The following is a 22859-nucleotide window of genomic DNA, read 5'->3' as shown; positions in this document are numbered from 1 at the left end:
ACCCCCTCACCCTGGCATGGCGGTACATCAAGACCGGACCATCTGCTGGAATACCTTCTTCCGGCCGGATAATCTCCGGTCCGCCTCCTTTTCTGGATGTGATTCATGCCGCTTGCCGGAAGTATCCGAATATTCGGCTATGAGTCATCTCACCGCGGATATATGGACTCGTGGACGATGCGGTCCGTCCGGTAAGAAGGACGATTACACCCCTCATCCGGGGCCCAGGGCGCGTGTGCGGCGCGCCCGCGCGTACGTATCACCTTCCAGGCCGAGCGGACCAACCGCCGGCGCGGATCGCGCACGCGGTGCCCACCCACCCCTCCTCAACCAGGAGCGGCAACCCTCAACTGATGAAGACTTAAGGGGTCATCCACATGGCAGCGGAGATCGTCAATCCTCGCAGCGACAGCGCCACCGACAAGCAGGCCGGTACGGAGAGTGCTCCGGACGAGCCCTTCGATCCCGCCTTCGCGCTGCACCGCGGCGGCAAGATGGCCATCGTGGCCACCGTCCCGGTGCGTGACAAGGACGATCTGTCCCTCGCGTACACCCCCGGTGTCGCGAAGGTGTGCAGCGCGATCGCCGAGCGGCCCGAGCTGGTGCACGACTACACCTGGAAGTCGCAGGTGGTCGCCGTCGTGACGGACGGTACGGCGGTGCTCGGACTCGGCGACATCGGGCCGGAGGCCTCGCTCCCCGTGATGGAGGGCAAGGCGATCCTGTTCAAGCAGTTCGGCGGGGTCGACGCGGTGCCGCTGGCGCTCGCGACCACCGACACGGACGAGATCATCGACACCGTCGTGCGGCTCGCGCCGTCCTTCGGCGGCGTCAACCTGGAAGACATCTCGGCGCCGCGCTGCTTCGAGATCGAGCGCAGGCTCCAGGAACGGCTGGACATTCCCGTCTTCCACGACGACCAGCACGGCACGGCCGTCGTGACGCTCGCGGCCCTGCGGAACGCGGCGAAACTGACGAAGCGCGAACTCGGCGACTTGCGCGCGGTCATCTCGGGCGCGGGGGCGGCGGGCGTCGCCATCGCCAAGTTCCTGCTGGAGGCGGGCATCGGCGATGTCGCCGTCGCCGACCGCAGGGGCGTCGTCAGCCGCGACCGCGACGACCTCACCGACGTCAAGCGCGAACTGGCCGAGATCACCAACCGCGCCGGGCTCTCCGGCTCGCTGGAGTCCGCGCTCGCCGGCGCGGACGTCTTCATCGGCGTCTCCGGCGGCACGGTCCCGGAGCCGGCGGTCGCGTCGATGGCGCCGGGCGCGTTCGTCTTCGCGATGGCCAACCCGAACCCGGAGGTCCACCCCGACATCGCGCACCAGTACGCGTCCGTCGTGGCCACCGGGCGCTCGGACTACCCGAACCAGATCAACAACGTGTTGGCCTTCCCGGGGATCTTCGCGGGGGCGCTCCAGGTCCGGGCGTCGCGGATCACGGAGGGGATGAAGATCGCGGCGGCCAACGCGTTGGCCGACGTTGTCGGCGAGGAGCTGGCGGCGGATTACGTGATTCCGTCGCCGTTCGACGAGCGGGTGGCCCCGGCGGTGACGGCGGCGGTGGCGGCGGCGGCGCGGTCGGAGGGCGTGGCGCGGAGGTAGCCTCCCGGCTGGGGGGCGTGGGCCGGTTGTCTTTGGCCCGGGGCCGGTGGTCATGTGCGGGTTGTTGCCGGGTGGCGCTCCGGGGCGGTGCGCCTCCGGCCGGGGCTTTGGCCGGTTGTCTTTGGCCCGGGGCCGCTGGTCCGGTGCGGGTTGTTGCCGGGGTGCGCTCCGGGGCGGTGCGCCTTCCGGCGGGGGGTCGTAGTCCGGGGTGCGTTTCGGCTCGGGCCGGTGGTCATGTCCCGGTTGTCGCCGGGGTGCGCTCCGGGGCTCGCGCCCGGGACGGCATGATTTACGGCGCGCAGCTGGCCACAGTCAGGAAACGGGCGTTCGCGCGCCACAAATCACGCTTTAGTGTCCCGGACACGACCCCTGCGCGCCCCCCTTCACCGCCCGCACAAGCGGCCCGGCCGTGCGCGAGGCGGCGGCGCCGTCCCACCGGGTTGCACCCGCCCCCAACCCCCGAGCCGGGCAATGGGGTGTCGGGCCCACCGGGGGGAGGGGGCCGGGGTCGGAGGAGGTGCGTGTCCGGACGTAAAGCGTCGCAGCTCGCGCGAAGCGCGGTGAGGAAAGCAGTCCGGACACGTACCTCCGGAGGCCCCGGCCCCCGGCACCACAACGGCGCACCCGCACCACGACCCCCCGCCGGACGGCGCACCGCCCCGCACCACGACCCCCCGCCGGGAGGCGCACCGCCCCGCACCACGGCCCCCCGCCGGGAGGCGCACCGCACCGTGCCGTTTCGTCCTTCGCCTCCCATGGTTCACGCCCATCTGGTGTGATTCCCGCGTCAGCTAACGACACAGGAGGCGCTTGTGAACCTGCTCGTCAACGGTGACGCCGAACGCGGGCCCGGAGGGAGCGTCGAGCCCGTAACGGCCGTTCATGGATGGGTCGTACAGGAAGGCGCGCCCGCGCTCGTCGGGTATGACGTCGGGAACGGCTATCCCACCCCCGCCGACCCGGGCCCCGCCCCCGCGCACCGTGGCAGTCGGTTCTTCTCCGGTGGGAACAGCCCCCGCACCGCGCTCGTCCAGGACGTTCCGCTGCCCGTCGCCGGGACCGTCGGCCGTGCCGCCGTGGATGCCGGGCGCGTGCGGTACGCCGTGTCCGGGTGGCTCGGCGGGTACGCCACGCAGGAGGACGGCGCCAGGCTGTCGGTCGAGTTCCGCGATGGCAGGGGCACACCCGTCGCGCTGTCCGTGCTCGGCCCGGTCACCGCGGCCGAGCGCGGTGGCCGTACCGCGCTGGTCGAGCGGACCGCCGAGGCCGCCGTACCGCCCGGCGCGCGCTCCGCGCGGGTGCTGCTCGTCTTCACCCGGGCCGGCGCCGGGGTCTCCAACGACGGTTACGCCGACGCGATATCACTGACTCTGACCGCCTCGGAGGGACGGGCATGAAGCTGAACCGACGCGATCTGCTCAAGGCGGCCGGAGCCGCCGGAGCGCTCAATGTGGTCTGGCCGCTGAGCGCCGGGCTCTCGCCCGCGCGGGCTCGTGAGGCCGCCGAGGCGCTCGGCTCGACGTACGACGCCGCGCCGTTCACGCTCGGCGTCGCCTCGGGCGATCCGCAGCCCACGAGCGTCGTGCTGTGGACACGCCTCGCGCCGGAGCCGTTCGCCGAGCCGGGCGAACAGCCGCTGGCGGAGGTCGTCGAGGTGCGCTGGGTCGTGGCCGAGGACCGGGCGCTGCGCCGGGTCGTCGCCCAGGGCACGGCGCCCGCGTCCGCGACGCTCGGGCACAGCGTGCACGTACCGGTCCATGGCCTGCGACCGGGCCGCGAGTACTGGTACGCGTTCACCGCGCTGGGCCGTACGAGCCGGCTCGGCAGGACCAGGACCGCGCCCTCGGGACACGTGCGGAGCGTCCGCTTCGCCTCGGCCAACTGCCAGAACTACCCGCAGGGTTACTACGCCGCGCTGCGCGGGATCGCCCGCGAGCGGCTGGACTTCGTCATCCATCTCGGCGACTACATCTACGAGTACGGGCCCGAGGGCGGCGATGTCGTCCGCGACAACAACGGCCCGATGATCTACACGCTCGCCGACTACCGCAAGCGCCACGCGCTCTACAAGGGCGATCCCTCGCTGCGTGAGGCGCACGCCGCCCACCCCTGGTTCCTGACCTGGGACGACCACGAGGTCGCCAACGACTACAGCGGTACGGGCGGCGGCGCGCCGTTCCTCCAGCGCCGGGCCGCCGCGTACCAGGCGTGGTACGAGCATCTGCCGCACCGCGACGCCGGGGAGTCCGCCCTGCCCGACCCGGACATCCACCGGGTACGCCGCTGGGGCGATCTGCTGGAGCTGGCCGTGCTGGATCTGCGTCAGTACCGCTCCGCGCAGAACCTCCCGGACGGCACGATCCTCGGCGCCGGCCAGAAGGCGTGGCTCAAGCGGACCGTCGACCGCGCCCCCGACTCCTGGCACATCTGGGCCAACTCGATCATGCTCAGCCAGCTGCGCGGCTCGCCCGGCGGTCGGTACATGTTCACCGATCAGTGGGACGGCTTCCTCGCCGAGCGCAAGGAGGTGCTCGAACACGTCCGTACGAGCGGTCTTGAGGACCTCGTCGTCCTGACGGGGGACTGGCACTCGGCGTTCGTCGACGACATCAGGCCGGACTACGACAACACCGAATCGCCCGTCATCGGTACGGAGTTCACGGCGCACTCGGTGACCTCCAGCGCGTACGACGCGGGGTGGAACGCGACCAACGGGCCGCTCATGGGCCGGGCCAACCCGCACCTCCAGTACTTCGAGGGGAACCGTTACGGCTACGACGTGTACGAGGTGACACCGGAGCGCTTCACCACCCATATGCGGGTGATCGAGGACCGCCGGGATCCGGCCTCGCCCGTCTCCACGCTGACCACCTTCCATGTGGACCGGGGGACGGCGGGCGCGTACGAGGACCCGGCGACACGGAACTCGCCCGCGCAGTACCGCAGGGACTGATCCGGGGCGCGGGACGCGTGTCACACGCGCGTACGGTTCCTTCGCGTCCCGCGTCCGCCCTATGGTCAAGGTCATGTTCGCCGCCTACGCAGCCCGTATTGACCGCGACCACCCCCTCAACGGCCTTGAGCTGGGCGAACGCCCGGCGCCCGAGGCGCGCCCCGGCTGGACCACCGTCACGGTGAAGGCCGCCTCGCTCAACCACCACGATCTGTGGTCGCTGCGCGGGGTCGGCCTGCCCGAGGGCAAGCTGCCGATGATCCTCGGCTGTGACGCCGCCGGTCTCGACCCGGACGGCAACGAGGTCGTGGTGCACTCCGTGATCGGCGGGGGCGACCACGGCGCCGAGCCCCGGTCGATCCTCACCGAGCACTACCAGGGCACGTTCGCCGAGCAGGTCACCGTGCCCGCCGGGAACGTCCTGCCCAAGCCGCCGGAGCTGAGCTTCGAACAGGCCGCCTGCCTGCCGACCGCCTGGCTGACCGCGTACCGCATGCTGTTCACCAACGCCGGTGTACGGCCCGGGGATTCGGTCCTCGTCCAGGGCGCGGGCGGCGGGGTCGCCACGGCGGCCATCGTCCTCGGCAGCGCCGCGGGGCTACGGGTGTACGCGACCAGCCGCGACGAGGCCAAGCGGGCGCGCGCGGTCGAACTGGGCGCGCTGGAGGCGTACGAGCCGGGCGCGCGGCTGCCGCACCGGGTGGACGCCGTCATCGAGACGGTGGGCGCCGCGACGTGGTCGCACTCCATCAAGTGCCTCCGGCGCGGCGGCACGCTGGTGATCTCGGGCGCGACGAGCGGCGACCGCCCGGCGCACGCCGAGCTGACCCGGATCTTCTTCCTGGAACTGAGGGTCATCGGCTCGACGATGGGGTCCCGGGACGAGCTGGAGGACCTGCTCGCGTTCTGCGCGGTGAAGGGGGTGCGGCCGGTGATCGACGAGGTGCTGCCGCTGGAGCGGGCGAGGGAGGGGTTCGAGCGGATGGCGGCGGGGGAGCTGTTCGGCAAGGTGGTACTGAAGCCCTGAGCCTCCCGGCGGTGCGCCTCCCGGCGGGGGGCCGTGGTGCGGGGCGCGGTCCGGCGGGGGCGTTGCGCGGGGTGCGCGCTGGTGCCGGGGGCCGGGGCCTCCGGAGGTGCGTGTCCGGACTGCGCTGCGATCGATGTGCGACTCCGTCGCGTGGTCACCGCGCTTCGCGCGAGCTGCGACGCTTTACGTCCGGACACGCACCTCCTCCGACCCCGGCCCCCTCCCGCCGGTGGGCCCGCTCGCCTCGCGCACGGCCGGGCCTGTCGGTGACGGGCGGTGAAGGGGGGCGCGCAGGGGTCGTGTCCGGGACACTAAAGCGTGATTTGTGGCGCGCGACCGCCAGTGTCTAGACCTTGGGCTGCTGCGCGCCGTAAATCATGCCGTCCCGGGCGCGAGCCCCGGAGCGTCACCCGGCAACAACCCGCACCCGACCACCGGCCCGAGCCGAAACGCACCCCGGACTACGACCCCCCGCCGGAAGGCGCACCGCCCCGGAGCGCCACCCGGCGACAACCCGCACCGGACCCGCGGCCCCCGGGCCAAAGACGACCGGCCCACGACCCCCGTCGGAGGCGCACCGCACACGACCACCGGCCCCAGCCGAAACGCCGCATCAATCGTTGCGCCCGCGCAACACCTCGCCGATGCGGCCCGCCGCCGCGGACAACTGTCGCCTCGCCTCCGTCAGTTGCGCCTCCGTCACCCCGTTGTCCCGCGCCGCGTCCCGGATGTCGTCGCGGAAGCGGTCCAGCAGCCGGTCCAGGTCGCGTGCCGGGTCGCCCGTGCGCTCCGTGTCCTCCGCCCAGGCCGGGTCGGGCTCCGCCTGGCGGGTCGGGGCCTGCGGGGGTTTGCGGGTGGGCCAGGCCGTGCCCGCCAGGCCGCTCAGCTGGTCGGCCAGGTCCGACATGCCTTCGCGGACGCCCGTCGGCCAGTCGCCCCGTACGAAGTGGTCCTGGACCTGCTTCGCGATGCGCTGCACCGTCTCACGGGTCTGCTCCGCGTCCTCGCGGGCCCGGCGGGACTCGTCCTTCGCCCGGCGCGCCTGCTCCTTCCACTCCTGCTTCGCGCGCTTGAGCTCCTCCTTGGCCGCGCGCCAGGAGTCGTTGTCCCCGAAGGCCGACTCCCAGTCCGTCCGCGCACCGCCCTTGCGGGTCGCGGACGCCGCCGCGCGCATCTCGCTGCGCAGCTGGCCCGCCGCGCCCCGTACGTCGTCACGGATCTCCGCGGCCAGCTCGGCCACGGACTCGCGGATCTCCAGCTCCAGATCGGCCAGCTCGGCGCCGCGTCCCGCCAGTTCGGTGCGGCCCGCTTCGGTGATCGAGTAGACCTTGCGGCCGCCCTCGGTGGCATGGGTGACGAGGCCCTCGGCCTCCAGCTTGGCCAGCCGCGGGTAGACCGTGCCGGCGGACGGGGCGTACAGGCCCTGGAAGCGTTCCTCCAGGAGGCGGATCACCTCGTAGCCGTGGCGCGGCGCCTCGTCGAGGAGCTTGAGCAGGTAGAGGCGGAGTCGGCCGTGGGCGAAGACCGGAGGCATGGTCAGAGCTCCTTCGTGTCGGACGGCGCCGTGCCGGCCGGGGAGGGGGCGGGGGAGTCGTACGGGTCGTCCTCCGCCGGCGGCCTTCTGAGCAGCGCGATCGAGCCGGACACCGTGGTCGCCTTGAGCGTGCCCGTGCCCGCGCCCAGCGTGCCGGTGATCTTGTGCGCGCCCCACTGGCCGCTGACCCGCAGATCGTCGAACGCGTTGGAGACGGCGCCGCTCGCCGTGTTCACCTCGACCCGCGCGTCCGTGGGGTGCGGCAGCCGGATGGCGATCTCGCCCGAGACCGTGGTCAGCATGATGTCGGTGGGCGCGTCCGCCGGGTCGAGGTCGATGACCATGTCGCCGCTGACCGAGTCGGCCCGTACGGACGATCCCGCGCCCTCGACGACCGTCAGATCGCCCGAGACGGACTGGAAGCGGAGGCCGCCGGTGACCGCCTGGGCCTCGACATTGCCGGAGACCGTGTGGGCGCGTACCTCGCCGGACAGCCCCACGAGCGTGGTGTCGCCGCTGACGCCCCGTACGTCCGTGCGTCCCCGTACCCCCGAGACCACGGCGCCCGCGCCGACCACCCCGACCTCGATCTCCGTCCCGGCGGGGACGGCGACGGAGACGACCGCGCTGCGGTGCCAGCCCTTGGGGTCCAGCCACTTGAGGAAGCCCTTCCAGGGCAGGTCCTCGTAGGCGACCGTGAGCGTGGAACCGCTTCTGGTCACGATCAGCGGCGGGCCCTCGATCGCGGAGATCTCCAGATGGACGCCGCCCTGTTGTACGGCCTCGTCCGTGCCGACGACGTTCACGGTCCCGTTGACCACCCGCACATTGAGCGAGGTCACCGGGTCGTCGAAGGTGAGCTTTCTCGGCTCGGTGACCTCCCACGTCGACTCTGCCATGGTGCTGACCTCCCGAGGCCCCGGTGTAACGCAACATATCGCGTCTCTTGATGGACACGATATATCGCGGTTGTCGGAAGTCAAGGCCGGGTGGCCGAACCGGTCGGGCGCAACGGCGGCCACCCGGCGGTCGCGGCGCCCATATACGGGCAAAGTGCCCTAGCGTAAGGCTATGAACGCGACTTCCGTGGGGGCTCTGCTGCTCTGCCGGGCCGAGCCGGCGGTGGTACGGCCCGCTGCCCATCTGCTCCGCGAACGGCTGCTGCTCGCCCCGGCGGGCGAAGGCTGGACCGTGCTGGTCCCCGAGGGCAAGCCCTGGCTGCACGGCGGCGAACCGGTCGACCGGGTCGTCGTGAGCTGGGCCACCGCGCTCGCCGTCGGCTCCAACTGGCCGGTTCTCGCCCTGTGGTGGGACACGGGCCGGGCCGGCTACACCCTGGCGGCCGGCTTCCGGCGCACCGTCGGCTACGTCTGGCTGGAGGACGGCACCCCCGCCGGGGAGGACGAGGCGATGCGTACGTTCGCGGCGCGCCTCGGCCTCGATCCGGTACTGGATCTCCAGGCGCTGGAGCCGCTGACCCGCCTGGACCCGGAGGCCGACTCCAGAGGCAGGCTGCGCGCGCTGGCCGCGTTCCTCACCCGTACCGGCCTCATGCTTCCGACCGGTCTCACCCCGGGCGAACCGGCCGACCGGCTGCGCGAGGTCGCGCGCATCCTGCCGGGCGTCGAGCAGCTCGAATGGGCGGGCTGGCGCGACACCGTACGGGCCGAGCTGGATGTCGTGGAGGACGGGCCGCTCGGCCCCTGGCTGCGCGGTCCCAAGGCCCGGCTGCTCGCCGCCGCCCAACTCGCGACGGGCGTACCGCTGGTCCTCTGGGCTGCTCGCCGCCGGAGCGCGGGCTGGGCCGTCGCGGGCGCGCTGCTCGTCACGCACGGCGTCCTGGGACTCGCGTACGACCGGTTCCGCACCGAGGAATGACGGCGGCTATTCGTCGTCTTCCTCGTCGTCCAGCCGGGCCAGCCAGGTCGCGAGGCGTTCGACCGGGACCTCGAAATCGGGATTGAGGTCGACAAACGTACGCAGCTGTTCGGCCAGCCACTCGAAAGTGACCTCCTCCTCGCCGCGCCGTTTCTCCAGTTCCTCGATCCCACGGTCGGTGAAGTACATGGAATCAGCCTAATGCCTGGTGAGAGGGGTGGGCGGACCGGGAGCGAGCTCCCCGCCGGCGCCGAGAACCATCCGGGTGCGGGCCGCCGTCCTTTTCCATGACCCTCGCGCCGGCTCTCTACTGCCGTTAACCTGCGGGGAATTGGGGGAACGGGGGAAGTCATGGGTGATGACGAGGCCAATGTCACGCGCGTCGAAATGCCGGACGGCACGCCGGTATGGGCCCGGATCTCCGGGGCCGAGGAACTGCGCCGCCCTTCCGGGGGCCTGACGTACGCGGACACCGGATTCGCCGACCAGGTGCAGGCGCGGGTGGAGAGTCTGCAATCCGTCGTGACGAGCGTCGCGCGGTCTCTCGCCGGGCCTCTACGCGCGGTGCGTCCCGACGAGGTGAGTGTCGAGTTCGGCATCGAACTCACGGCCAAGTCGGGCAAGGTCGTCGGACTGCTCGCGGACGGCGAGGCCAAGGGGGGCATCAAAGTCACCCTCACCTGGAACGACGGCGGTCCGCCCGCCGATCTCGCGGCGCCGCGCCCGCTGGTGCCGCCGCAGACAGTGCCGCCACCACCGTCCGCCCCGCCCGCCGTCCCGTCCGCCGGTGGCACGCCCGGCGCATCCACCGGCGCACCGGCGCGTCCCGACGGGGACACACCCCCGGCCGGGGGCGGAGCATGATCGACGGGCCCGGCCGGGGGATGCCCGGTGCCTTCGGCGACGGCGGACTCGCCCTCCGCGACCTCGTCATGGCCGCCACCGTGCGCATCCATGGCCCGGGGGGCGGGTATGACCCTGATGGGCCGAGCGGAAGCTTCCTGGGGAGCGGCTTCTTCATCGCCCCGAGCTGGGTTCTCACATGTGCGCATGTGGCGTTGCAGGGGGAGGGGCGGGACGTGACCGTGGTCTTCGAAACCGGTCCCCGAAGCGGCGAGACGGCGGTCGCGGGGGCCGTCGTGGCGGCGCTTCCCGAGGCGCCCCCGGGGGGTACGGGCCCCGGCGCGGGATGGCCGGCGCCCGATCTCGCGCTCGTCCGGCTCAGCAGGCCCGTCGACCACGCCTGTGTGTACGTCAGCGAGCGCCCCGCCAAGTTCTTCGGCGGCGAGCAGGTGCTCTACTCGGGCTGGACCGAGGTCGGCGGCCGGCTGAAGCGGCTCAGCGGACAGTGCGCCGTACAGGGCACGGTCGGCGGCTGGGCGGACTCCGACGAGCAGATGCGGCTCGGCGGGGACGTACTGCCGCCCGGGGTGTCCGGCGGGCCCGCCGTCGATCTGCACCGCGGCGAGGTGGTCGGGGTGCTGAAGTCGCAGCTCCTCGGCGCCATGGGCGGGACCTCCATCGCCATCGACCGGCTGCGCTCGCTGCCGGTGCCCGCCGCCATGGCCGGGGCCGAGTCGGACGACGACTACCAGGCGGTGTTCCACGCGCATGACCGCTACCACGCCGACCGGCACATCAGCCGCGTGGGCACGGGCCGTACATGGACCGATGTGCAGAGTTCCCTCGCCACCGGTGCCGACCGCGCGCTGACCCCGCAGCAGCGCGTCATGCTGCTCGGCAGGCTCGCCGAGCTGCCGCCGCCGGTCTCCACGCACAGCCTGCTCGATCTGCTCTTCCAGCTGCCCAATGTGCACTCCGTGGACCGCTATCCGGCACCGCGCAGCTGGCGGGACGGGCTCGGCGCGCTCTACGAGACCCGGGGAGGGGAGGCCGCGCTCGAACTCGTCCTGCGCTACTGCATGAGCGTCATCTCCGCCGAGCGCCCCTATGTCACGCACACCACGGAGGCGGCCGAGGAGGCGCTCTGGGGCTGGGTGAAGCTGATCGCGGACGAGCGGCTCTCGCGGGAGTTCCGTAACGAGATCACCCGGCTGTGGTCGGCGGGACGCCACCGTACGGACCGCGAACAGCTGCGCGCGGCCCCGGCGTACGGCGAGCGGCCCCGGGAGGGCGAGCGCCCCTTCGTCCTGCTGGAGCTGGAGCCGCGCGGCTGGGAGCGGGACAGCTACGACTGGCGGGTCGGGGTCGCCCGGCACAGCGGCGAGGTGGTGCCGGTCGCCGAGGACAGCCGCGGCACCCCCGGCCACTCCCTGCGCACGCGCCTCACCGCCGCGCTCACCGAGGCGTTCCGCCGCTGCGACGAGCCGGACAGCCCCGCCATGCTCCAGGTCGCCGTCGTACAGGCGCTGCTCGGGCTCGATGTGGACTGCTGGCAGCTGTCGCCCGACGAGCCGCCGCTCGGGGTCACGCGTCCAGTGGTCGTGCGCTGTTCGGACCAGGAACCACCGCTCTCGGAGGACGAGGCCCGCGAGCGCAGGGCGCGCTGGAACCGTACGTGGAGCGCGGCGATGCAGGCCGAGATCATCGACTGCGAGGACGGGTTGCGGGTACCCGTTCCGACGGAGGAGGAGCTGCGCTCTCTGGCGTACGAGACCGTGCCCGTGCTCTGCCGCTACGGCGACCGGCCCGACGGGGAGACCGCCGCCGGCCTGGCGCGGGTGGCGGGCGGCGGCTTCCACGTCGCCCTGCTGCGACGCGGCATGGACCGTCCCGACGTGGTCTGCGCGGACTTCCACCGCGGCGCGGTGGCCACGGTCGCGGAGGCGGGCACCGCCGACCGGCTGCCGTGGAAGATCCAGGAACTGAGACGGGGAGTGCGCGCGGGCCGTACGGAGATGTACTGGTCGGACGGCGTCGCGCTCTTCTACGACGATCCGCACCACCCGCTGCCCGGTTCCGGCCAGTTGCTGGAGGCGCCGTGAACCGCCCGGCCGTCGGCCCCTTACGGGGTCGGCGGTGGATCGCTACCGTGTGGCACGTTCGGCGGTTGCTGCCCCTGGCGGACGAGTGATGACGAGGAGCACGCAATGAGTGAACCGAGCGAGTGGCTCATCTACCGAGGGGCCGGCGAGCCGCACGGAGGCATCACACAACTGCCTCCCCCGCCTCCCTGGCGGGACTTCGCGGGCCGCGGCGACAACTCCCCCGAGGGCGCGGGCGGTACGGGCGACGGCAGGGGCGGCGGCGACGGTTCTGCCGACCGGCGGCTCGGCGGCTACCGGCACGAGGCGGAGCTGCACCGGCCGGGCGCCGAGGAGCTCGAAATGATCAACGCGGCCCTCTACTTGAGGCGCCCGCTGCTGGTCACGGGAAGCCCCGGCGCGGGCAAGAGCACGCTGGCCCACTCCGTCGCGCACGAACTGGGGCTCGGCAGAGTGCTGCGCTGGCCCATCGTCAGCAGGTCAGCCCTCCAGGACGGGCTGTACCACTACGACGCGATCGCCCGGCTCCAGGACGTACAGCTGGCCGCCCACGGCGTGGCGGGTCCGAACGGCGCGAACGGTACGGACGGTACGGACCGCCAGGATCCGTCGGCGGACATCGGCAGCTATATCCGGCTCGGCCCGCTGGGCACCGCGCTGCTTCCCTCGGAGCAGCCCCGCGTGCTGCTCATCGACGAGCTGGACAAGAGCGACATCGACCTGCCGAACGATCTCCTCAATGTCCTGGAGGAAGGGGAGTTCGGGATTCCGGAGCTGGAGCGGATCGCCGACAGGCTGCCCGACGGCGAGGCCGAGGTCCTCACCGACGACGGCAAGAAGGTACGGATCAAGGGCGGCCGGGTGCAGTGCCGGGCCTTCCCGTTCGTCGTCCTCACCAGCAACGGCGAACGCGACTTCCCGGCGCCGCTGATGCGCCGCTGTATCCATCTGGAGCTGGGCCGTCCCGACCACCAGCGCCTCGCCACGTTCGTCCGGGCACATCTCGGCGACGAGGCCGCGCGCGCCGGCGACGATCTGATCAGCCACTTCCTGGAGCGCTCGCGCAGCGAACTCATCTCCACCGACCAGCTGCTGAACGCCATCTATCTCACCGACGCCGCCGCCCCGGCGGGCCGCGACCGCCTCGCCGACCTGCTCATCCAGCGACTCGACCGGCCGAGGTGATGTGCTGATGACGGGCGGTGCGGCGGACCGTACGACGGACGGCCCGGCCGGTGGGCGGGCGCCGTACGACGGCGCTCTGCTGACCGCGCTCGTCGCCCGGCTGCGCGAGGCCGGTCTCGACCCCGACACCGAACAGCTCTGCGACGCCCTGTGGCTGGCCGAGCAGACCAGCCGCGGCCGGTCCCGGCAGGGGCCCGGCGAGGACGGCGGGACGGCGGCGGAGGGCGGTGAGCCGCCGGGCGTGATCGGTACGACGGCCGTCGCCCCGGCGGTCCACACCGACCCCGTCCAGGAGACCGGACCGGAGGACGGGCCCGAGCCCCGCCCGGCCCCCGGCGAGGAGGACGACCGCCGGATCTCGCTCTATCCCGTATCGGGCCATGACGTACCGCGCACGCGGTCCGGGCGCGGCGCCACCGCGCTCACCCTCGGGGTGCCCGCCGCCCCCGCGCTGCCCGCCCCCCTCGAACTCCAGCGCGCGTTGAGGCCGCTTCAGCGCTACCGGCCCGCCGCCCCGCCGTTGCGCCGTACCCTTGACGAGGTGGCGACTGTGGAGCTGAGCGCCCGGGCCGGCGGGCTGATCATCCCGGTCTTCCGCGGGGTGTCGCGGGCGGACGCGCTGCTCCAGTTCGTCATGGACGCCTCGTCGTCGATGCGCGTCTGGGAGCGGCTCTTCGCCGAACTCCAGCAGATATTCGGCCAGTTGGGTGCCTTCCGCGATGTGCAGGTGCGCTATCTGCACCAAGGGCCCGACGGCGCGCCCGCCGTCAGCAGAAGCCCCGACCCGGCCGCCGCGCCGCTCAGCTCGGCCGACCGGCTGAGCGATCCGACCGGACGCCGCGTCACCGTCGTCGTCAGCGACTGCGCGGGCCCGCTCTGGCACAGCGGACGCGCCCACCGGCTGCTGCACCAGCTCGCCCGCCAGGCGCCCACCGCCGTACTGCAACCGCTGCCGCAGCGCATGTGGAACCGCACCCGGCTGCCCGTCACCTACGGCGTGCTGTCCCGGGGCGAAGGGCCGGGCGGCGCGGCCGTCCTGAAGGTCGGCGGCGACGCCGCCACGGCGCCCGCCGCGCGGCCGGGAGCCCTCGCGATCCCCGTACTGCCGCCGGTCGCGGGCGCGCTCGACGCCTGGGCACGGCTGCTGTCGGGCACCGGCGCGGGCCGGATCTCCGGCGCGGTCGGCTGGGTGCGCGCCGACCATCCCGCGTCGCCCGTACCGCGCCGCGGCGACCGGATGTCCTCGCTCCAGCTGGTCAGCCGGTTCCGCTCGGCCGCCTCGCCGGCCGCCGGGCAGCTGGCCGTCTATCTCGCCGCCGCCCCGCTCTATCTGCCGGTGATGCAGCTGGTGCAGCGCACGATGCTGCCCGACTCGGGTCCGTCCGAACTCGCCGAGGTGCTGCTCAGCGGGCTGCTCTCGCGCAGCAAGGGCGACGGCGCGGACGACGGGCAGTGGTACGAGTTCGCGCCGGGCGTCCAGGACGCGCTGCTCGGACCGCTGGGACGGGACGAGGCGCTGCTCGTGCTCAAGCACTGCTCGGAGTACATCGAGCAGAGATTCGGCAGGGGCGGCCCCAACTTCCCGGCCCTGGCCCTGGCCCAGCTGGGCGACGTCAGCCGCGGCCCCTTCCTTCCGCGCGGGGGATTCGGCGACGACGGCGCGTTCCGCGGCGAGGGCGAGACGGAGATGGAGGGGGACGGCGAGAACGGGGAGAACGGCGGCCCGGGTGGCGGTGCCCGGCGCGCCCCGGACCCCTTCGCCGAGGTCGCGGCCCGGGTGCTGGAGCGCTTCATGCCGCTGCCCGACCAGTTCGCGCCGTACGGCGGCGGTCAGGTCCTCGACCCGCCCACCAACGACGCGGTGGAGAGCGCCCGCGGGCTGCTGCGCCAGTTCGAGTCGGACAGCATGGTGCAGTACCTGATCGACGCCGTACAGCTGCTGCGCGGCGCCACCGAGCGCGAGGAGCCGGCGTCCGGCTCCGACCCCGAGCTGTGGGCCGAGTTCGCCCGCTGTCTGCTGCGGCTGTGGGAGGTCCAGGGCGGCGGCGGACTGCTGCGCGACGCCGAGCGCGCCGCCGAGAAGGCCGCCGCGCACCCCCGTGCGGTACGCGAACGAGCCGTGCTCGCCAAGGTGTTGCACGCCGCGGCCGACGACCGGCGCCGGCGCGGTGACCGGCGCGGCGCCCTGGAGCTGCTGCGCCGCGCCGACCGCGAGTACACCGTCGCCTGCGCGGCACCCGGACTGGAGCCCGGCGAGGCCCTGCGGCTCACCCTGGAGCGGGTGCGCGCCCTGGAGGCGCAGTGGCGGCTGGGCGGCGACAGCGCGCTGCTCCAGGGCGCGATCGGCATGCTGGAGGCGTTCGCCGACGTCTGGCCCGACCAGGAGAACCGGCCCCCCGGGCTGCCGCTGGCCCATGGACGGACGCTGCTGCGGCTGTCGGGCGCGACCGGCGACCTCGAACAGTCCCAGGTGTACGCGGGCCAGGCGGCGCGCTCGCTGCGCAGGGCGCTGGCCCCCGGCGGCCACACCGTCGGCACGCAGGCCCGGATCCTGCTCGATCTGGTGGACGCGCTGCTGCGGTCCGGCGACGGCCTGGACGAGGCGGGGACGCTCGTCGACCAGTCGCTGGTGACCGTACGGGACGAGCGGCTGCTCGCCTCGCTCAGGACCAGGGCGGGCCGGGTGCGGGTCGCCCGGTACGAACGCTCCGGCGACCCGGGCGATCTGGAGGAGGCCGCGGAGTACTTCGCCCGTGCCTCGCGCGGAGTCCCCCGCGACTCCCGGGCCCACGCGGATCTGCTCGGCGAGTGGGGCAGGACCCTGCTGAGGCGCGCGGAACTGCCGGACGGCAGCCGGTACATCGGCGCGGCGGTACGGGTGCTCCGCGACTGCCGTACGGAAACGGTGCCCGGCATCCGGCAGGCCGACCGGCTGCTGATGCTGGGCAAGGCCCTGATGCTGCGCCACCGGCTGGGCGGCGACCGGGTGGATCTGCGGGAGGCCGAGCATCTCTTCGGGCTCGCGGCCCAGGAGGCGCGCGATCCGCTGACCGCCGCCCGCTGCTGGCTGGAACTGGGCCGCTCCCACTTCGACGCGCACCGGATCCTGCACCGGCCGGCCCGGCTCGACGAGGCGGCCGAGGCGTTCCGCGGCGCGGCGGACGCGGCCAGGACCGCGGAAGCGGAGCTGGACAATCCGCAACAGCGGCTGGAAGCCGTGGCCCTGCGCGCCGAGGCCCATCACTGGCGGGGCATGACCTACGAGGAGGCCGGCAGGCCCCGGGCCGCGCGCGAGGCGTACCGCGCGGCGCGTACGGAGTGGGGCAAGCTGCCGGACGGCGGCGGCGACCGGGCGCGTGCGACCTCGGACAGGCTGGCCGAACTGGAGCGGTGAGGAACAGGCCCGTACGGGGTACGGGAAGGGGAAGACCGATACGACGGCACGCGCACGGCAACGGGGAGGCATGATGGACGACTTGACGCGGACGGCGCACACGATGCGGCCGACGGACGAGGGAACGCCGGACGGCCCCGGCGGTCTGCCGGACCTGCTGGAGCTGGACCTGGAGGCGCTGCGTACCCTCGACCACCCGGTCCTCGCCGAGGTGGTGGCGGATCTGCGCGGCCGGGCCCTGCAGCCGCGCGAGATGCTGTGGGGATTCACCAACGCGTTCTGACGGATCCTGGACCCTGCCGGGGATCCGCGGGCGTTTTCGGCCCGGGGCGCTTTTGAACAGGACAACCTGTCGCGCCACGCGTTTGCCCGCCCGGTCATCCAGGGAACCAGGCTCGGAGTCCCATCGGCAGGGCGATCCCCGGCCGTCCCGGACGCCGTACCGCATCGGGGGTGTGGAGTGTCTCGACAGGCGTTGCCGCCCGTGCCGACGCCCGTGCCCGTACGCGCCGCCGCCCCCGTAACCGCCCCGGCCCCCGTCCCCGCCCACTCGCCCGTTCCCTTCGGGCAGTTCATCGTCAAGGTGCACGGCCGCTGCAACCTCGCCTGCCGCTACTGCTATCTGTACGAGGGCCCCGACCGCACCTGGCGCGACCGCCCGGCCGCCGCCGCGCCCGCCGTCCTGGACCGCGCGGCGTCCCGGATCGCCGAGCACGCCGCCACGCACGCGCTGCGGGACCTCTCGCTCGTCCTGCACGGCGGAGAGCCGCTGCTCGCGGGCGCCGGCCGGCTGGCCGCGTTCACCGAGCTCGTACGCGAACGGGTACCGCCCGGCTGCACCGTCCACGCCACCGTGCAGACCAACGCCACCCTGCTCACCGAGGACCGGATCGCCACCCTCGCCCGGCACGGGATACGCGTCGGCATCAGCCTCGACGGCGGTCTGGCCGCCCACAACACCCTGCGCGTCGACCACGCGGGCCGCCCCTCCTGGCGCGCGGCCTCGCACGGCGCCCGGCTGCTCGCCGAGCACCACCCCGAGGCGTACGCGGGCATCCTCACGGTCGTCGACCCGCGTACGGACCCCGCCGAGGTGTACGCCTCGCTGCTGGCGCTGCGCCCGCCCGCCCTCGATCTGCTGCTCCCGCACGGCAATTGGTCCGCCCCGCCGCCCGGTCTGCCGGCCACCGATGCCAGTGGCCCCGGCGGCCCCGGCGGCTCCAGCGACCCCGGTGGTCCCGGCGGCCCCGGGCGCCCCAACCGCCCCACGCCGTACGGCGACTGGCTGAGCGTGGTCTTCGACCGCTGGTGGTCGGCCGGGCGCAGGGAGACCCGGATCCGGCTCTTCGAGGAGTGTCTCGCCCTGCTGCTCGGCCTGCCCGGCGCCACCGAGTCCCTGGGACTCGACCCCGTCAACGCCATCGTGATCGAGACCGACGGCACCATCGAACAGGTCGACTCCCTGAAGTCCGCCTACGACACGGCCGCCGCCACCGGACTCGACATCTTCCGGCACACCCTCGACGACGCCACCCGTCATCCCGCGGTCGCCGCGCGCCAGTCGGGCGCCGCGTCCCTCGCCGCCGGCTGCCGCGCCTGCCCGCTGCTCACCGTCTGCGGCGGCGGCCACTACGCCCACCGCTACCGCGCGGGACACGGCTTCACCAACCCCTCCGTCTACTGCGCGGACCTCCAGCGGCTGATCCGTCATGCGGCGGCCAGGCTCACCGAAGCGACGACACCCCGGCCGGTGAGCCAGGGAGGCCCCGGGTGAGCCCCGTCGTACCGGAGCCGCTGCTGCGTGAACTCGGCCGTACCGAGGGCGGATCCGAAGCCCTCGGGCTGCTCGTGCGCGACCAGCACACGCGCCGCCTCGTGCTGCTGCGGGCCCTGCTCGACGCGGCGTCCGCCGCCCCCGCCGCCGTCTGCCCGCCCGGCCGGCTCGACCGGCTGCGCCAGGACTGGGCGCTGCTGGAGGCCGCCGAGCGCGCCGACCGGGCCGCCGCGCGCTCCGTCCTGCTCCATCCGCTGGCGGGCCCCTGGGCACAGCGCTGTCTGCGCGGTCTCACCGCCGCCGCGCCGACCCCCGAACTCACCACCGATCTGGCCCACTTCAGCGCCCTCGCGGCGGCCGCGGCGATCCGCGCCGGGCTGTCCTTCCAGGCGCGCCTCACCGCCCCCGACGGGCTGCTCGTCCTGCCCACGCTGGGCGCGCTCCGCACCGGCCCGAGGACACGTACGGCCGTCGATATCGCCCAGACCGAAGGAGTGGTGACGCTACGTCAGGATGGCCTCGGGACGGTCACCGTACGGCTGGGGGAGCACGGCGCGCGCTCCGGCGACCCGCGCTGGCTGCCCGTGCTCACCCTCCCCGCCGTACTGCCCGGCGCCGCGCCCGTACCGCTGGACGACCTCGATCCGTACCGCACCGCCGGCAGCGGGCTCCAGCGGTTCGGGCTCTCCTCCGCCGCCGGCCTCGACAGCGGCGAACGCGCGGCCTGGCGGGAGCTGTGGGCCGGGGTGGCGCCCATGCTCCGGATCGGCGGCGCCCACCGCACCGCCGAGACGGTGGCCCTGCTGCGCTGTCTGGTCCCGCTCTCCCCGCCGCCCGGCTCCACCACCGTGAGCAGCGCCGCCGGCTGCCCGTCCCCCCGCGAGGGCGCCGCGCAGTGCAGCGGGACCCGGCGCGAGGCGTTCGGCGCGATCCTGAGCAGCAAGCCCGCCACGGCCGCCCACTTCGCGTCGACCCTCGTCCATGAACTCCAGCACACCAAACTCGCCGCGCTCGCGGATCTCACCCCGCTGCACCACGAGGACGCGACACCACGGCACTTCGCGCCCTGGCGCCCCGACGCCAGGCCCTTCGACGGGCTCCTCCAGGGCGCCTACTCGCATATCGCGCTCGCCGACTACTGGCAGCGCTGCGCCCTCGGCACGGACCGCTCCTCCGCGCGCGACCTGGCCTGGGCCGAGCACGCCCGCTGCCAGGAGCAGGTCGGCGCCGTCCTGCCGGTGCTGGCGGCGTCCGGCGCGCTGACCCCGGCGGGCCGCGTCCTCGTCAACGAGATGATCTTCATGTACCACCGTCTTGCCGATACACCACCACCACCCGGACATCTCGCCCGAGCGGTGGCGTACGTAGGCACCGCACGCATGATCTGGCGCCAAAGGAACGCAAGTTAATGCGGCGCGCACCCGGATGGATTCAGCCGGCCCGGGGGTATGTTAAAAGGGCGTATGACGAAGCAGGGAGACGGTCGAATGCCCGGAGCGCGTAAGCCAGTTGGAGCAACCGGGACGCAGACTGTCACCATCAGTTTCGCCGGTTTCAACCGGGCCTGGGCGGCCTGGATCGGGGACCGGCTCCAGCGCCGCGGGCTCACGGTCGTCCAGCAGCGGTGGGACCCGCCGGTGGAGACATCGCTGGAGGAGTCGCTCCAGGATCTGCTGCTGGCCCCCGGCCCCGTTCTCGTGATCCTCAGCGACTGGTACTTCCAGCTCGGCCCGCGCAGCCACGACGAGTGGAACCGCGCCCTGCGCCACGTGGTCGCGGCCCAGCCCGACCGGTTCGCCGCCGTCACGGTCACCACGTCCGCGCTGCCGGGCGCCACCACCGTCTTCGCCGCCGCCGATCTGACCACCGTCGGTGAGTCGGAGGCCGAGCGGCGCGTGCTGACGCGCCTCGGACTGCCCACCGACCCGCCGCCCGATCTCGGCGAGGCGCGGCACGGCCCGCGCTATCCCGCCGACACCCCCGACGTGTGGGGCGGGGTCCCGCGCCGCAACACCCGCTTCACCGGCCGCGAGAGGCTGCTCAACAACGCGTACCAGGCGCTCCAGGAGGCCGGCGGCGGCGCCGGTGTGGTGACGCTGCACGGCATGTCGGGCGTGGGCAAGACCCAGCTGGCCGCCGAGTACGTGTACCGCTTCGGCGCCGAGTACGACGTGGTGTGGTGGGTCTCCGCCGACAAGCGGGTCACCTGCCGGCAGAGACTCGCCGAACTCGCCCCGGCGCTCGGCCTGTCCACCGGTGTGGAGTACGGCGAGCGGCTGCGCGCCGCCCGGGACGCGCTGCGCCGCGGCGATCCGTACCGCCGCTGGCTGCTGGTCCTGGACGGGGCCGACGAACCCGAGCAGATCTGGGACCTGGTGCCGACCGGTCCCGGCCATGTGCTGATCACGGCGCGCAACCCGGAGTGGGGCGAGCACAACAGCGCGCTGGTGGAGGTGCCGGTCTACGAGCGCGAGGAGTCGGTCGCGTTCATCCGCCGCCGCGCCCCGCGGCTGACCCATGCGGAGGCCGACCAGCTCGCGGAAGCCCTCGAAGACCTGCCGCTGCTGCTGGACCAGACCGCGGGCTGGCTCAATGACTCGGACATGTCGGTGGACGAGTACATCGAGCTGCTGGAGGACGGCATCGACCAGGATGTCGTGCGGGTCTCCGCCGACTTCCCGCTCGCCTTCCAGACCGGCTGGTCGATACTGCTCAACAAACTCCGCGAGACCGTACCCGAATCCGTCGATCTGCTCCGGCTGTGCACGTTCTTCGCGCCGGGCGCCATCCCCGTACGGCTGGTCCGCGACCTGCCCGTGGACACGCTCCCGGAGAAGCTGCGCGGACTGGTCGACGATCCGGTGCGCTGGGCGCGGGCGATCAACAAGCTGCGGCAGTACGCCGTCGTACGGGCCGCCGGGGTCGGCGAGCGCGAGGTCCATGACTCGGTGCACGACGCCGGACTCGCCGGTGTCACCGGCGACACCCTGTACATGCACCGTATGGTCCACCAGATCGTCCACCAGGACATGCCCGAGCAGGACCACAAGGACTTCATCGAGGTGGTGCGCCGGGCGCTGGTGGCGGCCGACCCGGGCCGGGCGACCGACACCCGGCTCTGGCCCCGGTACGCGGAGATCACCCCGCACCTCAAGTGGGCCGATGTCCTGAAGAGCACCGACCCCGCGGTGCACGGCCTCGTCCTCAACTGCCTGCGCTACATGTACCTCTCCGGGGAGTACCGCGCGGGCATCAAACTCGGCCGGCGCGCGCTGGCGGCCTGGCGGCGGCTCCTCGGCGAGACGCACCCGAGGATCTGGGACGTGAGTTACCACTACGCCAACCTGATGCGCGCGGTGGGCGACTACGCGGGCACCGAAGCCATCGAGCGCGCCGCCGTCGAGCACCTGCGCGTCGAGCGCGGCCCGAAGGACCTGGAGCATCTGCGCGCCTCCGGAGGGCTCGCCGCCGATCTGCGCGGCCTCGGCCGGTACGAGGAGTCCCTGGAGATCTGCTCCTGGATGCTGACCTGCTACCGCGAGCTCCTGGGCGAACAGGACTCCCGTACCCTCAACGCCCAGAACAACCTGGCCGTTTCGCTGCGGCTGCTCGGCCGGTACGAGGAGTCCCTCGACCTCAACCGGCGGACGCTGGATGCCCGCAAGCAGACGCTGCGCCTGCGGCACAGCTGGACCCTCGTCTCCGAGATCAACTGCGCCACCGACCTGCGGCTGCTCGGCCGGTACAACGAGGCGGAATCGCTCCAGTCGCAGAGCGTGCGCGTCCACCGGAGGGTGATGGGCCGGGACAACCCCCAGACACTGCTCGCCGAGCACAGTCTCGCGCTGTGCCTGTACCGCTCGGGCGAACGCGGCAAGGCCGCCGTGCTGTTCACCCAGGTCCTGGAGAACTGCGAGCGGGTCCTCGGCGAACACGACCCGCTCACCATGATGTTCGCGGCCGGCCAGAGCTTCTTCGCCCGTGAGCACGGCGATATCGACCAGGCCATGGACATAAGTGACAAGGTCGTCCACGGGTATCTGGGGATGCTCGGGGAAGGGCATCCGTTCGTCGCGGGCGCCCGTGCCAACCACGCCCTGATCCTGCGCAATGTGGGGGAGCGGGAGCAGGCGCACGCACTGATCGAGGACGCCCTCGCCGATCTGACCCGGGCCGTCGGCGAGCGGCATCCCTGGACGCTGGGCTGCGCCGTCAACGCCTCGGCGCTGCGCAATCTGGTCGGTGACCCCGAGGGCGCCGCCGCGCTGACCGGCGACACCATCACCCGCGCCACCGAGACGCTCGGCAGGACCCATCCGCTGACGCTCTCGGCCCGGATCGCGCACGCCGCGGATCTGCGGGCCCTGCGGGAGGGGCAGCGCGCCGAGAAGGCCGAGGGGGAGGCGCTGGACGACCTGGCGGCCACACTGGGCGCGCAGCATGTCCACACCGTCGCGGCCCGGTCCCGTAACCGCCCCTACTGGGACTTCGAGCCGCCGATCGTCTGACAGCAGGCTGGCCCGGAAAAGCCGGAGGGCCCGGCCCCGCGATCCGCGCGGGGC

The 22859-nt window shown here is 73.2% G+C and carries 16 protein-coding genes; 13 read left to right on the top strand and 3 right to left on the bottom strand.

All coding sequences use genetic code 11. From position 1 onward, the window contains the following. Positions 1 to 377 precede the first annotated feature (377 nt). The 4 genes from ACFRKB_RS31560 to ACFRKB_RS31545 all read left to right on the top strand — a co-directional run bounded on the left by ACFRKB_RS31560 (position 378) and on the right by ACFRKB_RS31545 (position 5587). A complete protein-coding gene (locus tag ACFRKB_RS31560) occupies positions 378 to 1607 on the top strand; it encodes an NAD(P)-dependent malic enzyme (protein WP_383110032.1) in 1230 nt (409 codons plus the stop codon). Positions 1608 to 2419: 812 nt separating this feature from the next. After that, entirely contained in the window at positions 2420 to 3004 is a 585-nt protein-coding gene (locus tag ACFRKB_RS31555; protein WP_383110031.1) for a phosphoesterase, read from the top strand. After that, positions 3001 to 4560 (top strand): alkaline phosphatase D family protein, encoded by a 1560-nt coding sequence (locus tag ACFRKB_RS31550; protein WP_383110030.1) that lies wholly within the window; start codon positions 3001 to 3003, stop codon positions 4558 to 4560. The genes ACFRKB_RS31555 and ACFRKB_RS31550 overlap by 4 nt, the downstream gene beginning before the upstream one ends. 73 nt (positions 4561 to 4633) lie before the next feature. Further along, positions 4634 to 5587, top strand: coding sequence for a zinc-binding dehydrogenase (locus tag ACFRKB_RS31545; protein ID WP_383110029.1), 954 nt, complete (start codon positions 4634 to 4636; stop codon positions 5585 to 5587). 613 nt (positions 5588 to 6200) lie between these two features. Here the strand turns inward: ACFRKB_RS31545 and ACFRKB_RS31540 are convergent. Beyond that, positions 6201 to 7121 (bottom strand): PadR family transcriptional regulator, encoded by a 921-nt coding sequence (locus ACFRKB_RS31540; protein WP_383110028.1) that lies wholly within the window; start codon positions 7119 to 7121, stop codon positions 6201 to 6203. Positions 7122 to 7123: 2 nt separating this feature from the next. Beyond that, complete coding sequence (locus tag ACFRKB_RS31535) at positions 7124 to 8020, bottom strand: DUF4097 family beta strand repeat-containing protein (protein ID WP_383110027.1); 897 nt, start codon at positions 8018 to 8020, stop codon at positions 7124 to 7126. A 172-nt stretch (positions 8021 to 8192) separates the two neighbouring features. Between ACFRKB_RS31535 and ACFRKB_RS31530 the strand changes: the two genes are divergently transcribed. After that, entirely contained in the window at positions 8193 to 8999 is an 807-nt protein-coding gene (locus tag ACFRKB_RS31530) for a hypothetical protein (protein ID WP_383110026.1), read from the top strand. A gap of 6 nt (positions 9000 to 9005) precedes the next feature. Here the strand turns inward: ACFRKB_RS31530 and ACFRKB_RS31525 are convergent, their stop codons facing one another. Next, positions 9006 to 9188: a DUF6104 family protein gene (locus tag ACFRKB_RS31525; protein ID WP_023538710.1), complete on the bottom strand. Its 183-nt coding sequence runs from the start codon at positions 9186 to 9188 to the stop codon at positions 9006 to 9008. 162 nt (positions 9189 to 9350) lie between these two features. Between ACFRKB_RS31525 and ACFRKB_RS31520 the strand changes: the two genes are divergently transcribed. The 8 genes from ACFRKB_RS31520 to fxsT all read left to right on the top strand — a co-directional run bounded on the left by ACFRKB_RS31520 (position 9351) and on the right by fxsT (position 22805). Then, positions 9351 to 9863, top strand: coding sequence for a CU044_2847 family protein (locus tag ACFRKB_RS31520; RefSeq protein ID WP_383110025.1), 513 nt, complete (start codon positions 9351 to 9353; stop codon positions 9861 to 9863). After that, positions 9860 to 11944, top strand: coding sequence for a VMAP-C domain-containing protein (locus ACFRKB_RS31515; RefSeq protein WP_383110024.1), 2085 nt, complete (start codon positions 9860 to 9862; stop codon positions 11942 to 11944). The genes ACFRKB_RS31520 and ACFRKB_RS31515 overlap by 4 nt, the downstream gene beginning before the upstream one ends. 105 nt (positions 11945 to 12049) lie before the next feature. After that, a complete protein-coding gene (locus ACFRKB_RS31510; protein ID WP_383110023.1) occupies positions 12050 to 13129 on the top strand; it encodes an AAA family ATPase in 1080 nt (359 codons plus the stop codon). A 7-nt stretch (positions 13130 to 13136) separates the two neighbouring features. Then, positions 13137 to 16523 (top strand): SAV_2336 N-terminal domain-related protein, encoded by a 3387-nt coding sequence (locus tag ACFRKB_RS31505; protein WP_383110022.1) that lies wholly within the window; start codon positions 13137 to 13139, stop codon positions 16521 to 16523. 73 nt (positions 16524 to 16596) lie between these two features. After that, complete coding sequence (fxsA, locus tag ACFRKB_RS31500) at positions 16597 to 16806, top strand: FxSxx-COOH cyclophane-containing RiPP peptide (protein ID WP_383110021.1); 210 nt, start codon at positions 16597 to 16599, stop codon at positions 16804 to 16806. Positions 16807 to 17019: 213 nt separating this feature from the next. Then, the gene (locus ACFRKB_RS31495; RefSeq protein ID WP_383110088.1) at positions 17020 to 18297 is read left to right on the top strand and encodes a radical SAM protein; all 1278 of its coding nucleotides are present in this window, start codon (positions 17020 to 17022) and stop codon (positions 18295 to 18297) included. Beyond that, positions 18294 to 19706, top strand: coding sequence for an aKG-HExxH-type peptide beta-hydroxylase (locus ACFRKB_RS31490; RefSeq protein ID WP_383110020.1), 1413 nt, complete (start codon positions 18294 to 18296; stop codon positions 19704 to 19706). The genes ACFRKB_RS31495 and ACFRKB_RS31490 overlap by 4 nt, the downstream gene beginning before the upstream one ends. Positions 19707 to 19784: 78 nt before the next feature. Beyond that, complete coding sequence (gene fxsT, locus ACFRKB_RS31485; protein WP_383110019.1) at positions 19785 to 22805, top strand: FxSxx-COOH system tetratricopeptide repeat protein; 3021 nt, start codon at positions 19785 to 19787, stop codon at positions 22803 to 22805. Positions 22806 to 22859 lie beyond the last annotated feature (54 nt).

The organism is Streptomyces scopuliridis (genome assembly GCF_042790125.1).
GTDB lineage: Bacteria > Actinomycetota > Actinomycetes > Streptomycetales > Streptomycetaceae > Streptomyces > Streptomyces scopuliridis_A.
Note: the sequence above shows the minus strand (reverse complement) of the source record. Positions and strands in the feature narration are given on the sequence as shown.

Coding starts and splice junctions, on each gene's coding strand:
- ACFRKB_RS31560 (WP_383110032.1), top strand. CDS start 378: ATGGCAGCGGAGATCGTCAATCCTCGCAGCGACAGCGCCACCGACAAG.
- ACFRKB_RS31550 (WP_383110030.1), top strand. CDS start 3,001: ATGAAGCTGAACCGACGCGATCTGCTCAAGGCGGCCGGAGCCGCCGGA.
- ACFRKB_RS31545 (WP_383110029.1), top strand. CDS start 4,634: ATGTTCGCCGCCTACGCAGCCCGTATTGACCGCGACCACCCCCTCAAC.
- ACFRKB_RS31540 (WP_383110028.1), bottom strand. CDS start 7,121: ATGCCTCCGGTCTTCGCCCACGGCCGACTCCGCCTCTACCTGCTCAAG.
- ACFRKB_RS31535 (WP_383110027.1), bottom strand. CDS start 8,020: ATGGCAGAGTCGACGTGGGAGGTCACCGAGCCGAGAAAGCTCACCTTC.
- ACFRKB_RS31530 (WP_383110026.1), top strand. CDS start 8,193: ATGAACGCGACTTCCGTGGGGGCTCTGCTGCTCTGCCGGGCCGAGCCG.
- ACFRKB_RS31525 (WP_023538710.1), bottom strand. CDS start 9,188: ATGTACTTCACCGACCGTGGGATCGAGGAACTGGAGAAACGGCGCGGC.
- ACFRKB_RS31520 (WP_383110025.1), top strand. CDS start 9,351: ATGGGTGATGACGAGGCCAATGTCACGCGCGTCGAAATGCCGGACGGC.
- ACFRKB_RS31515 (WP_383110024.1), top strand. CDS start 9,860: ATGATCGACGGGCCCGGCCGGGGGATGCCCGGTGCCTTCGGCGACGGC.
- ACFRKB_RS31510 (WP_383110023.1), top strand. CDS start 12,050: ATGAGTGAACCGAGCGAGTGGCTCATCTACCGAGGGGCCGGCGAGCCG.
- ACFRKB_RS31505 (WP_383110022.1), top strand. CDS start 13,137: ATGACGGGCGGTGCGGCGGACCGTACGACGGACGGCCCGGCCGGTGGG.
- fxsA (WP_383110021.1), top strand. CDS start 16,597: ATGGACGACTTGACGCGGACGGCGCACACGATGCGGCCGACGGACGAG.
- fxsT (WP_383110019.1), top strand. CDS start 19,785: ATGCCCGGAGCGCGTAAGCCAGTTGGAGCAACCGGGACGCAGACTGTC.